The organism is Ensifer sp. 22521 (genome assembly GCF_052044795.1).
Classification (GTDB): Bacteria; Pseudomonadota; Alphaproteobacteria; order Rhizobiales; family Rhizobiaceae; genus Ensifer.
In genome coordinates this window covers 370,073-381,748 of record NZ_JBQENM010000004.1, presented here as the reverse complement: position 1 = coordinate 381,748, position 11,676 = coordinate 370,073, and the positions used below count along the sequence as shown (strand labels likewise).

At 62.3% G+C, this 11,676-nt stretch carries 9 protein-coding genes and 2 pseudogenes; 4 read left to right on the top strand and 7 right to left on the bottom strand.

The window, feature by feature from the left end; translation table 11 throughout:
- Positions 1–43: 43 nt before the first annotated feature.
- The gene (locus tag ACTJKE_RS07800) at positions 44–787 is read right to left on the bottom strand and encodes an SDR family oxidoreductase (RefSeq protein WP_058326304.1); all 744 of its coding nucleotides are present in this window, start codon (positions 785–787) and stop codon (positions 44–46) included.
- Between the two features lie 99 nt (positions 788–886).
- On the opposite strand from ACTJKE_RS07800, the gene ACTJKE_RS07795 reads away from it, so the two are divergent.
- Together ACTJKE_RS07795 and ACTJKE_RS07790 are read left to right on the top strand one after the other, a co-directional pair.
- A complete protein-coding gene (locus tag ACTJKE_RS07795; protein WP_057248507.1) occupies positions 887–1,789 on the top strand; it encodes an AraC family transcriptional regulator in 903 nt (300 codons plus the stop codon).
- A 114-nt stretch (positions 1,790–1,903) separates the two neighbouring features.
- A pseudogene (locus ACTJKE_RS07790) lies at positions 1,904–2,375 on the top strand (YqaA family protein).
- A 45-nt stretch (positions 2,376–2,420) separates the two neighbouring features.
- On the opposite strand, the gene ACTJKE_RS07785 reads toward ACTJKE_RS07790, so the two are convergent.
- The 4 genes from ACTJKE_RS07785 to ACTJKE_RS07770 form a co-directional block, all read right to left on the bottom strand.
- Positions 2,421–3,875, bottom strand: a complete 1,455-nt coding sequence (locus ACTJKE_RS07785; RefSeq protein ID WP_113511586.1) for an amidohydrolase family protein — start codon at positions 3,873–3,875, stop codon at positions 2,421–2,423.
- Positions 3,868–4,974: an amino acid ABC transporter permease gene (locus ACTJKE_RS07780; protein WP_058326305.1), complete on the bottom strand. Its 1,107-nt coding sequence runs from the start codon at positions 4,972–4,974 to the stop codon at positions 3,868–3,870. Before ACTJKE_RS07780 ends, ACTJKE_RS07785 begins: the two co-directional genes overlap by 8 nt.
- 3 nt (positions 4,975–4,977) lie before the next feature.
- Positions 4,978–6,126 (bottom strand): amino acid ABC transporter permease, encoded by a 1,149-nt coding sequence (locus ACTJKE_RS07775; RefSeq protein WP_058326405.1) that lies wholly within the window; start codon positions 6,124–6,126, stop codon positions 4,978–4,980.
- A 124-nt stretch (positions 6,127–6,250) separates the two neighbouring features.
- Complete coding sequence (locus ACTJKE_RS07770; RefSeq protein ID WP_058326306.1) at positions 6,251–7,282, bottom strand: amino acid ABC transporter substrate-binding protein; 1,032 nt, start codon at positions 7,280–7,282, stop codon at positions 6,251–6,253.
- Between the two features lie 143 nt (positions 7,283–7,425).
- Here ACTJKE_RS07770 and ACTJKE_RS07765 point away from each other — a divergent pair.
- Positions 7,426–8,207: pseudogene (locus tag ACTJKE_RS07765) on the top strand (GntR family transcriptional regulator).
- A 167-nt stretch (positions 8,208–8,374) separates the two neighbouring features.
- Positions 8,375–9,964 (top strand): ABC transporter substrate-binding protein, encoded by a 1,590-nt coding sequence (locus tag ACTJKE_RS07760; protein ID WP_113511582.1) that lies wholly within the window; start codon positions 8,375–8,377, stop codon positions 9,962–9,964.
- 41 nt (positions 9,965–10,005) lie between these two features.
- Here ACTJKE_RS07760 and ACTJKE_RS07755 read toward each other — a convergent pair whose 3' ends face one another.
- Both ACTJKE_RS07755 and ACTJKE_RS07750 read right to left on the bottom strand, forming a co-directional pair.
- Positions 10,006–10,719 (bottom strand): HAD family hydrolase, encoded by a 714-nt coding sequence (locus tag ACTJKE_RS07755; protein WP_440637306.1) that lies wholly within the window; start codon positions 10,717–10,719, stop codon positions 10,006–10,008.
- Positions 10,720–10,799: 80 nt separating this feature from the next.
- Complete coding sequence (locus ACTJKE_RS07750; RefSeq protein WP_058326309.1) at positions 10,800–11,468, bottom strand: metallophosphoesterase family protein; 669 nt, start codon at positions 11,466–11,468, stop codon at positions 10,800–10,802.
- Positions 11,469–11,676 lie beyond the last annotated feature (208 nt).

Genomic DNA, 11,676 nt, shown 5'->3' with positions numbered 1-11,676 from the left:
TCACGGGCCGCGTGCTGTCGCGGTCCCGTATCGGAAGGCGAGATCAGCTCGCCTTGGCAAGCGCCACGGCGTCGGCGCCAGCCGGGAAATGGAGCTGGCCGGACAGATCGTTCGCCGCCTGCCAGACAGCCTCGGCCACATCGGTCTCGGTCGTGACCAAGGGTGGGGCGGCAAACTGCGCGAAGATGGGTGCGGCAAAATCCGCATAGGCCGCCGGAATCAGATCCTCGACGCGCATAGTGGTGTTGTGGGCGAAGCGGGTGGTCGGCGCGTAGCCGGGCTCGACCAGCTTAACCCTGACGTTGAAAGCTTCCAGTTCGTGAGCGAGCGAGCCGGTGAAGCCCTGGATCGCCGACTTGCTGGCGGTATAGGCTGCGGCGAGCGGCATGGAAGCAAGCGTCACAGTGGACGTAACGTTGACCACGACGCCCGACTGGCGGGCACGGAACTGCGGTATCACCGCCTGGGTCATCGCCATCACACCGAAGGTATTGGTGTCGAAAACCTTGCGGATATGGGACATCGGAGTCGCCTCGAAGGCGCCAACCACGCCGATACCGGCGTTGTTGACGAGCACATCGATCGGGCCGGCTTCCTCGATCGCAGCCGCGATGCTGTCGCGATCGGTGACATCAAGAGCCAAGACACGCAACCGGTCGGAGTTCGGCAGAATGTCTCGCTGCGGTCGGCGCATCGTGGCGATCACGTTCCAGCCCTCGACATGAAAGCGCCGCGCCGTCTCCAGCCCGTAACCGGAAGAGCAGCCGGTAATCAGTACGGTCTTCATCGCGATTTCCTGTCAGTTGTTTCGATGGAGAAGAGATATCGCCTCCGCTCTGGACGCTCTACGGCTTGAAGTCCTGATTTCATTTGCTATCGTCCTGACATGGTCGATCCACTCTCGCAACTCATTCAGCTTCTTCGTCCGCGCACGGTCTTCACCAAGGGTATCAGCGGCGCCGGCCGCTGGGCCGTGCGCTATGCCGATTTCGGGCAGCCGAGCTTCTGCACCGTCATCGAGGGGGCTTGCCGCCTGGCTGTCGATGGCGAGGTACCGGTCACATTGGAGGCCGGAGATTTCGTGCTGCTGCCGGCAACACCGGGTTTCACACTTTCGGGGTTCGATCCGGTTCAGCCGACCTTCATCGACCCCAAGGGGATGCCGGCGCCGACCGGCGAGGTTCGCCACGGCAGGCAACACGGCGAACCGGACGTGCGCCTGCTCGGCGGCTATTTCGTCCTCGATTCGCCCGATGCCGGACTGCTTGTTTCGCTGCTGCCGACATTGATGCATCTGCGCGGGATCGACCGACTTTCGACACTCGTGTGTCTGGTGGGCGAAGAGGCGCGTGACGAACGACCAGGCCGGGACCTGGTGCTGGCACGGCTTGTGGAAGTCATGCTGATCGAGGCCCTTCGGTCTATTCAAGGCGAAAGCGCAACGCCCGGCCTGTTGCGCGGCCTGGGTGACCCGCGGCTGGCGGCGGCCATTCGTCAGATCCACGCCGATCCGGCGCACGCATGGACCGTGGCGGAACTCGCGAGCGAGGCGGCACTCTCCCGCTCCGTGTTCTTCGAGCGCTTCACCCGCGCTGTTGGCGTGCCGCCGATGGAATATCTGCTCGTCTGGCGCATGGCGCTCGCCAAGGATCTGCTGCGGCAACGCGACGTCGATCTCGCCTCCGTCGCCGAACGTGTCGGCTACAGTTCAGCCAGTACCTTCAGCACAGCCTTCAGCCGCCATGTTGGGCAGCCGCCAAGCCGTTATGCACGCATGGCTGTTGCTTAGCGGCGGCCATGCCTCGCACTTCGTAAGAAATCGCTCAAATGCCGAAGGCGGCCACATTTACACCCCGCGCGCTCGCCTATTGAGGGGCCTACCACCAACAGCGAATTGTAATTCATGCTCCGTCGCCTCTATGATTGGACGATGTCGCTCGCGACACGAGAGACAGCCATTGTCTGGCTTGGCATCATCGCCTTTGTCGAAAGCTCGATCTTTCCGGTCCCGGCGGATCTGCTCCTTATCCCGATGGCGCTGGCGCGCCCGGAGCGGGCGTGGCGCTACGCGCTTGTAGCCACCATCGCGTCGGTGCTCGGGGGTGTCGCCGGCTGGTATCTCGGCCATTATGCCTTCGATGCGCTGGCAAGGCCGCTGCTGGAGTTCTACGGCAAGCTCTGCCAACATCAACCTCGGCTTTTTCATCGTGTCGGCGATCGTTGCACGTGGCGCGCGCTTCTTCCTGCTCGCCAGGCTGCTGCGCCGCTTCGGCGAGGAGATCCGTGATTTTCTTGAGCGGCGGCTGAGCACGTTGGCCGGTGGGGCGGCGGCGATCCTGATCTGCCTCTTTGCCGCCCACCGCCTTTTCTACTGATATTTGTACCGCCCGCCTCTTCTGGCGGCCGGCATTGTGGGGAGGTTACGTCCTTCCCGGACCGGCCATGGGCAAGGACAGCGGCGCGAGCGTCTGCATTCCGCGGCCCTTTGGGTCGTTTGCGGGCGCCTTCCGGCAGGCGTAGTCCTGTGCCTCCTGCAGCTTCGCAAGCGCTCCATCGTAGTCGATCAGGGTTGGCCGTCCGCCGCTGACGACGCAGGTTCCGTCGACATAGACCCGCTCGATCGCCCGCTCGGCTGCACAATGCAGGAGATTGCGCAGCGGATCGTAGACCGGCTGCATCGCGTGGTGGCGAAGATCGACCACGAGGAAATCCGCCTTGGAGCCAACGGCGATGCGGCCGATGTCATCACGGCCGAGCGCCCTGGCGCCGGCGATGGTTGCAGCCTCCAGGATATCACCAGTCGCGACATCGAAGACGGACTTGCCGGACAGTCGTGCACAGATCATCGCCTGGCGCATTTCTTCCAGCATATTGAAGGGATAGCTGTCCGTTCCGAGCGCAACGTTGACGCCTGCCCGACGGTAGCGGCCGACCGATTCCAGCGCCATGCCGCTGCGCGAGAAGGTGACCGGGCAGTGCGCGACGGTCGTCTGGCGATCGGCCAGAAGACGTAGGTCGATCTCCGTGCGCTGGCGCGTCCAGGAATGGCTGTCGACGAAGATGCAATGGCCGAGGATCAGGTCCTTGCCGAGCAAGCCCAGGCTTTCGAGATATTGCACGGCCGTCAGTCCGTGCCGGCGCAACAGTTCCTCGTGCTCGGCCATGGTCTGGGCGGCGTGGATGGTGACCGGAACGCCGCGCTTGCGCGCCGCCGCCACCGCATCCTGCAGCAGCTCCGGCGAGCAGGTCTCGATCTGCGATGGTGCGACGACGCCGCCAAGCCGACCGGAGGGGTGCGCTGTCGCGGCATCGACGACCTCCAGAGCCCGAGCGAAAGCGTCGCGCCCACGCGCCTTGTCCCAGCGGAACTCGAGACGGTGGCTGTCTTCGACATGCCACTGCGCCTCTCGGAAGCCCGGCGCGACGAAGGCGCGTGCGCCGCTTCGCGCGAGCGTCGGCAGCCAGCTTTCATGCGGGCCGGCAATATCGAGCAGCGTGGTGACGCCGCTTCGCAGCAGGTCGCCGATCATGACGGTCAGCGATGCCTCGATCGCGTCGTCGTCGATCTCCAGCAGATTGGAGTATTCGTAGAGCGCATTGCCCCAAAGGACTGCCGTGCCCGTGTCCTCGAAGATGCCCTTGGAGATCGGCTCTTCGCCGGAGTGGCAATGGACATTGATGAAGCCCGGCATGATCATCCGGTCGCGGCCAGAACTCTCACTGTCGAACGGACCTTCGTAGTGACCGCCCACATGGACGAAGCCCTTGTCGTCATAGGCGATGTCGGCGTCGTGCAAATAGACGTGGCCATCGCGCTCGCTGTCGAAGGCGACGAGCGTGTGCACCTTGCGGATGACATGGATCTCTTTAGTCATGCGATGTCCTGAAGTATTGTTCGAGGAAACGGCTGTAAGCTCCCATAAGAGCACTGAAAATGAAATAGACGACGGCCGCGAAGACATAGCCTTCCAGCACCGCGATGCCCTGCCATTCCGGATCGCGCATGGCGGTGCGCACGGTGTCGAGGAAGTCGAGCAAGCCGACGATGGTCACCAGCGTCGTGTCCTGGAAGAAGCCGATGAAGAGGCTGACGAGCGGCGGGATGACCTTCTTCAACGCCTGCGGCAGCACGATCTTGCGCATAATCTGCCAGTAGTGCAGACCGAGCGAGTGTCCGGCCTCCACCTGCCCGTTGGGCACCGCCTGCAAGCCGCCACGGACGATCTCGGCGATATAGGCGGCGGCAAAGAGGATGATCGCCACCTGGGCGCGGATGAGCTTATCGATGGTGATGCCATCGGGCATGAACAGCGGCAGCATGACCGTTGCCATGAACAGGATGCTGATCAGCGGCACGCCGCGCACGATCTCGATGAAGCTGACCCCCAGGATGCGGATGGCTGGAAGGCTGGAGGCGCGTGCAAGCGCAAGCGCGATCCCAAGCGGCAGCGCGCAGGCAAGGCCGATGAAGGAAAGCATGAAGGAGAGCGGCAGCCCGCCCCATTGCGTCGTCGGCACGACCGTCAGGCCAAAGAACCCGCCCGCCATCAGCACATAGAGCACCGGCAGGACGACTGCGATCCAGGCGATCAACAGCGCCCGTCCCCAGAGCTTCGGGACCATCGAGACGGCACAGGCGCCGAGGAACAAGAGCGTCGCGGTCAGCGGCCGCCATTGCTCCTCGAACGGATAGAAGCCGAAGAAGATGTAGCGCATCTTCGCCGACAGGAACGGCCAACAGGCGCCATTTGTCACCTTGCATTCCGCCGGCGTGCCGACAAAGGTGGCATCGATGAACAGCCAGCCCATCGCCAGTTTCGCAACAGCGAAAATCGTGCCGAGGCACAGGATGGTGATCAGCGCGTTGCCGGGTGTTCCGAAATAGGCGCTGAGCCAGCGACCTTTCGGTGCCGGTGGCGCCTCGTGATGGGACCTAAGCGATGCGTCGCCGATGAGGGTATCGATCTGTGTCATTGCTCAGCGCTCCCTCAGCGCGACCTTGGCATTGTACCAGTTCATCACCAGCGAGATGAGGATCGACAGCCCGAGATAGACGCCCATGAAAATGGCAATGGATTCAATCGCCTGCCCGGTCTGGTTCATGATCGTGTTCGAAACCATCACCAGGTCCGGATAGCCGATGGCGATCGCGAGCGAGCTGTTCTTGAAGACGGTCAGATAGGTGTTGGTTAGAGGCGGGATGATGATCCTCAGCGCCTGCGGCAGGATCACCAGCTTCAGGGTGCGCGCGCGTGACAGACCAAGCGCCGTCGCGGCCTCCCACTGTCCCTTGCTGACCGCCTGGATGCCGGCCCGGACGATCTCCGCAACGTTGGCCGACACGCTAAGCGTCAGCCCGAGGAGAAGCGCCACGAACTCCGGGCGCAGATGATAGCCGCCGCTCAAGCGGAACCGGCCGAGCTCAGGCACATCCCAGGTGACGGAAATGTTGGCGAGCAGCAATGCTGCCACGAGCGGCAGAAGAAGCGCGATCGTCGCGATCAAGGCAATCGGTCTGTCCTTGCCGGTGACGACGCGCCTGCGGCCGAGAATCCGTGCAACGGAAGCGGCCGCAACGATGCCGACAACGAGAGCCGTGACCATTGCCGAAAATCCGCTCTCCCAGTGCAGGGCGGGCATGACCAAGCCGCTGTTCGACAGGAACACACCCGGAAGCATCTGGATCGCCTGCTTGACCGGCGGAAAGGCGGAGATGATCAGCGAATACCAGAGCAGCAGGTAGAGCAGCAGCGGCACGTTGCGGAGCGCTTCCACATAGGCAAGCATCAGCCGTGACAGCACGGGATTGTGCGACAGCCGCCCGATGCCGACCAGCAGACCGAGAATGGTGCCCAGCAGTGCCGCGAGCAGCGAGACTTTGCCCGTATTGGCAATGCCGACGAGGATCGCACGGCCGATCGGATCGGTCGGCTCGTAGGTGATCGCGGTTTCCGTGATGACGAAACCGGCCTGGCGCGCCAGGAAGCCGAAACCGGTCGCGATATCCTGCTTGGCAAGATTGGCGCTTGCGGTGCTGAACATCACCCAGGCGATGAGCAGTACGACGCCGATGGCGATCACTTGATAGAGATAGGCGCGAATGCGCGCATCATAAAACAGGGGCATCGGCACCCGTCCCTTAGGCAGGATCTACAGCGCCGCGGGTCTTGCCGGGCGCAGAGGTCGCTTTGGCACTTTGAATTTCTGCAGCAGAAAGGTGGGCCCGCGCTTGAGCGCGGGCCTGTCAATCTCAACGGAACGGCGGTGCGTAGAGCAGGCCACCCTCGCTCCAGCGCGTGTTCGGGCCGCGCGTCAGGCCGAGAGCGGTCTTGGTGCCGAGATTGCGCTCGAACACTTCACCATAGTTTCCCACACCCTTGATGATGTTGTAGCCCCACTTGTTGTCGAGGTTCAGCATCTTGCCGAGTTCTTCGTTCACGCCGAGCATGCGCTGGATCTCCGGATCCTCGCTCTTGACCATCTCGTCGACATTGGCCTGGGTGATGCCGCGCTCCTCGGCCGCCATCAGCATCCAGGCGGACCAGGATACGATGTCACGCCAGTTGGAATCGTTCTGGCGAACAGCAGGCGCCAGCGGCTCCTTGGAGATGGTTTCCGGCAGGACGACGTAATCATCCGGGTTGTTGGCAACGGCGCGGATCGAAGCGAGGTCCGAACGGTCGGATGAGATCGCTTCGCAACGACCGGAGAAGAAGGCGTTGCGGTTTTCGTCCGGGTTTTCAAAGACGACCAGTTCGAACTTGCCGCCGATCGAGCGAAAGAAGTCGCTGAGGTTCTGCGCGGTCGTGGTGCCCGGCAGCGTGCAGATCGCAGCATCCGTCAGTTCCTTGGCGCTGTTGACGCCGAGCGACTTCGGCACCATCAGCCCCTGGCCGTCGTAGAAGACGGTCGGCCCGAAATCGAGGCCGAGCGAGACTTCGCGCGAGAAGGTAAGGGTCGTCTGGCGCGACAGCATGTCGATCTCGCCGGACTGGAGCGCCTGGAAGCGCGTATTGATGTTCGTCAGGACGAAATCGACCTTTTCCGGATCGCCGAAAACGGCGGCGGCCACGGCACGGCAGACGTCGACGTCGAAGCCCCCCATGTGACCCTTCGCATCCGCGGTGGCAAAGCCCGGCGTGCTCATCGAGACGCCACAGATCAGCTTGCCGCGCGCCTTGACCGTTTCAAGCGTCGTCGCGGCGTTCGCAGACGTTGCGGCCACAAGCCCGACCGCGATGCCCGCAACGGTCGCGCAAAGCTGTAGGATTCTGTTTTTCATGAATTCCCTCCCTTTGGTTTTCCTTGTCCTGACCGGTCCTGGTCGTGCGGTCCTCATCGCACGCCTCCTCCCGAACCGATCGACACCAACCCGTAATTGTCAGCGCCATCAATTGCATACGATAGACGGATACAAACATCAACATGATTGTATACAATCTTGACGACGAAATATTCGGGCGTTATCGAAATGCAGGACCTGTTTGGTCGATCCTCGATCGGCCCGTCGGGGAGGCAACCTTGTCTGAGAAATCGAGCCGCAGCGACGTCGTCTACAGGCTCCTGCGCCAGGCCATCCTGGAGCAGGCATTAAGGCCGGGAACGAAGCTTGCCGAAGACACGATCGCCGATCATTTCAAGGTCAGCCGTACCAGCGTTCGCGCGGCCCTGGTCCGGCTGAACGCCGAGGACATCCTCGATCTCAGAGCCAACAAGGGCGCCTGCGTGGCGGAGCCGACGCTGGAAGAAGCCCGCGATATCTTCGCGCTAAGGCGCATGCTGGAAGCCGAAGTTATCCGCCGGCTGGTGGCCGATCTCGGCAGCGCCGAGGTCAAGCGACTGGAGCAGCACGTGAAGCAGGAAGAAGCAGCCCTTTCCGATCACGGCCCGCTTTCGATCCGCCTCGCAGGCGAATTCCACATCCTGCTCGCCGACTCACGGGCTCGCAGGCCCTGGCGCGCTTTGTCCGCGAGATCGTCTCGCGTTGCTCGCTGATCCTAGCGCGTTTCGCCCGGCTGCATTCTCCGGAATGCGCAGTCGACGAACATGTGCAGATCATCCGCGCGCTGCAGTCGCGCGACACCGCCACGGCAGAGCGGATCATGCTCGAGCGTCTCCACGCCGTCGAACTGCGCGCCGAACTCGATATAGACAAGACCGAGCCGGATATCTCCGCCGTTCTGCAACGTTACGCCCGCAAAGGCTGACGCTGCCTGTCGCCGTCGGGTAGTGCCGACGGTCGAGGATACGACGTTCTCAAGTCGATCTGCGGCACCAACTGTCGCGCGGCAAGAATCCAGACGCGATATCTGCCTCCAATATCCTGCAACGATACCGGTGCGCCGGGCGGGTCTTACAAGGGAGGGAGTGAGCCATGCCAAGAGAACTGGAATTCATGAGCCAACAGGTGGCCTCAGGGCGGCTGTCGCGACGGGAGTTTCTTGGGCGAGCCGCAGCACTCGGCGTTACGGTCGCGTCGGCGAATTTGCTGCTCGGCCAGGCAGCCCGAGCGGCCGGGCCCGTCAAAGGGGGAACACTGAAGGCCGGCCTCGTCGGCGGGGAGTCGACGAACAGCCTCGACCCCGCGACATGGGCAAGCCAGGTCCCCTACACACTTGGGCGCTGCTGGGGAGAACAGTTGCTCGAGGTATCTCCGGCCGGCGAGATCGAATATCGGCTCGCCGAATCCTATGAGGCAACACCCGACGCCAAGACCTGGCGCTTCAAGATCCGCAAGGACGTCACCTTTCACAACGGCAAGGAACTGACCCCGGCGGACGTGGTGGCGACACTCGAGCGTCACGGCGATGCCGATTCCAAGTCGGCGGCCTTGCCCTTCGTCCAGGAATTCGAGACGATCAAGGCAGATGGCGACAGCGTCGTCATCACGCTTCGCCAACCGAACGCCGACCTGCCCTATGTCGTCAGCGATTATCACCTGATGATCCAGCCAAATGGTGGCAAGGACGATCCGACGGCGGGCATCGGCACCGGGCCTTACAAGGTGGTCTCCAATGAGCCGGGCGTGAAACACATCGCCCAACGCCACGAAGGCTATTGGGGGTCCGCCGAGCGCGGCCATGCCGACCAGATCGAGATCGCCGTCATCAACGATTCGACGGCACGCACCGCCGCCCTGCAGAGCGGCCAGATCCATATGATCAACCGCATCGAGCCCAAGGTTGTGGCCCTGATCCAGCGTCTGCCGGGCGTCGTCATCCGCAACGTGCCGGGCAAGGGTCACTACGTCTTCATCGCCCACTGCAACACGACACCCTTCGACAACAACGACCTGCGCCTGGCACTGAAATACGCCGTCGACCGCGAAGAGATGGTCGCCAAGGTGCTCGCCGGCTACGGCACCGTCGGTAACGACACGCCGATGATCAAGGGCTATCCGCTCTTCGACAACGACATCGAACAGCGGGCATTCGATCCGGACAAGGCAAAGTTTCACTACAAGAAGTCCGGCCACAGCGGCTCGGTTCTGCTGAGAACTTCGGACGTCGCCTTCCCAGGCGCCGTCGACGCGGCGCAGCTTTTCCAGATGAGCGCCGCCAAATGCGGGATCACCATCGACCTGAAGCGCGAACCGGGCGACGGCTACTGGTCGGATGTCTGGAACAAGCAGCCCTTCAGCATGTCCTACTGGACCGGGCGGCCGACGCAGGACCAGGTCTATTCCATCGCCTACCTATCGAAGGCAGAGTGGAACGACACGCGCTTCTTCCGCGAGGATTTCGACAGGCTGATCTTCACTGCGCGCGGCGAACTCGACACAGCCAAGCGCAAGGCGCTCTATCGCCAGTCGGCGATGATTTTGCGTGACGAGGGCGGGGTCATCGTGCCGATGTTCAACAACTACATCGACGCTACGAGCGACAAGGTCGGCGGCTGGGTCGACGATCCGAACGGCGAACTGATGGGCGGCCACGCGCTGACGAAATGCTGGCTCAACGCCTGAGTTCGAATGGGAGGCCGAAGGTCATCACCGACCTTCGGCTTTCAGAATGTTTGACGCAGCGACAGCATGCCGTCGCTTGCGAGTTCCACCTCGATCTCGTGATAGCGATCAAGCGTCAGGTGCGGAGTACCTTCCGCAGCCGCGTGTGCGCCGGTAACGACGACGACGTCGGCGCCGGCCGCAAGGCCCGCCAAAATACCCGCCGGCGCGTCTTCGAAGACGAGGCAATCCTCCGGTCGCACACCCAGGCGCTCGGCCGCCATCCGGTATCCCTGCGGATCGGGTTTGCCGACGGAAACATCTTCGCCCGTAATCATCAACTGCGGGGTCGGGATACCGGCAGCAGCAAGGCGGCGCACTGCCAAGTCCAGCGGCGCGGACGTGACGATCGCCCATTTCTGCGGCGGCAGTGAATTCAGGAAGGCGACGGCACCGGGGATTTCGACGATGCCCTCGACATCGGCGATCTCTGCGAGCGCCAGATCATAGGCTTCCTTTTCCGGATCGACATCAGGCAGTTCGAGGTTGCGGATCGTATCAACGGCACGGACGCCGTGAACGGTCTTTATGAATTCGATCGGATCGATCCCGTTGCGCACCGCCCAGGCGCCCCAGACACGTTCGACGACGGCCATGGAGTTCAACAAGGTGCCATCCATATCGAACAGCAGGGCAGCAAAATTCTTCGTGAACACGGATGAAGGCGCAGCGTCCAAAGCAATCCCCTGAGGTGGTGAAACGGGCGGCAGCAACATCGCCCTATGGAGAAGGCACACCTACTACCGGACGGCCGGACGCACAATGCCATTCGCGCCGCAACCGCCAGCGATGTCGCTTAGCTTGCGGCCTGGATCTGCGTCGTCATGAGGAAATCGATCGGGCCACCAGGCTGATCGTCGTCGAAGACGGCACAGGACAACACGCCACTGAAGACCGCGCCAGAATCGACATTGGTCCGGTTTCCGATCGTGCGCGGATTGGCCATGCTGGGTGTATGCCCATGGCAGAGATGTCTTCCAAAGTACTCGCCCGAATAGTCCTCTGGTCGCCGGATCCAGAGGAAGATCTCGTCGCCTTGCTGTTCGAGCGGCAAGGTCTCATCGATACCCGCATGCACGAAAATGCGATGCCGTTCGACAAGGATCGTGGGAAGCTCCTTGATCCACTTCAGATGCCGACCGGGAACGACGCCATTGTAGGAGACCAGCGTCTCCTGGCCACCGTTCATGAGCCACCAATCAACGTCGCTCTCGCCGCTGCTGGCGCCCCACAACATCTCTTCATGGTTGCCCTTGAGTGTCATCCAGGTCCAACCGGGTTTTGACGGACCGGCCATGACCAACTCGACGACACCACGGCTGTCCGGCCCCCGATCGATCAAGTCGCCGAGAAAAATGACCCTGCCCGCCGGCGCATAGGTTTCAATCTCGCGCAAAAGCACGCGCAACTGGTCGAGGCAACCATGAATGTCGCCGATAGCGAAGGTGAGTTGCCGGCCGGCCATGTGTCTACTCTCCACACATACTCCACCCCCTCGAACTGGGCTGATCCAGGGGGAAAATATCGATAAATCAAAACACTATAACAAGTCTTTCGCCGAAACGTATGCGCGCGATGTCGATTGAAACAACCGACTCACGTCAAAGTGCCCGACAATTTTTCCGGTAATCCGCCGAGATGGCCGAAACTGGGCGGAGGTACGCCTTCGAGCG

Excerpts from the sequence above, each read along its gene's own strand:
- ACTJKE_RS07755 (WP_440637306.1), bottom strand. The coding sequence starts at position 10,719 with ATGTTGCTGCCGCCCGTTTCACCACCTCAGGGGATTGCTTTGGACGCT.
- ACTJKE_RS07795 (WP_057248507.1), top strand. The coding sequence starts at position 887 with ATGGTCGATCCACTCTCGCAACTCATTCAGCTTCTTCGTCCGCGCACG.
- ACTJKE_RS07775 (WP_058326405.1), bottom strand. The coding sequence starts at position 6,126 with ATGCCCCTGTTTTATGATGCGCGCATTCGCGCCTATCTCTATCAAGTG.
- ACTJKE_RS07770 (WP_058326306.1), bottom strand. The coding sequence starts at position 7,282 with ATGAAAAACAGAATCCTACAGCTTTGCGCGACCGTTGCGGGCATCGCG.
- ACTJKE_RS07800 (WP_058326304.1), bottom strand. The coding sequence starts at position 787 with ATGAAGACCGTACTGATTACCGGCTGCTCTTCCGGTTACGGGCTGGAG.
- ACTJKE_RS07780 (WP_058326305.1), bottom strand. The coding sequence starts at position 4,974 with ATGACACAGATCGATACCCTCATCGGCGACGCATCGCTTAGGTCCCAT.
- ACTJKE_RS07760 (WP_113511582.1), top strand. The coding sequence starts at position 8,375 with ATGCCAAGAGAACTGGAATTCATGAGCCAACAGGTGGCCTCAGGGCGG.
- ACTJKE_RS07785 (WP_113511586.1), bottom strand. The coding sequence starts at position 3,875 with ATGACTAAAGAGATCCATGTCATCCGCAAGGTGCACACGCTCGTCGCC.
- ACTJKE_RS07750 (WP_058326309.1), bottom strand. The coding sequence starts at position 11,468 with ATGGCCGGCCGGCAACTCACCTTCGCTATCGGCGACATTCATGGTTGC.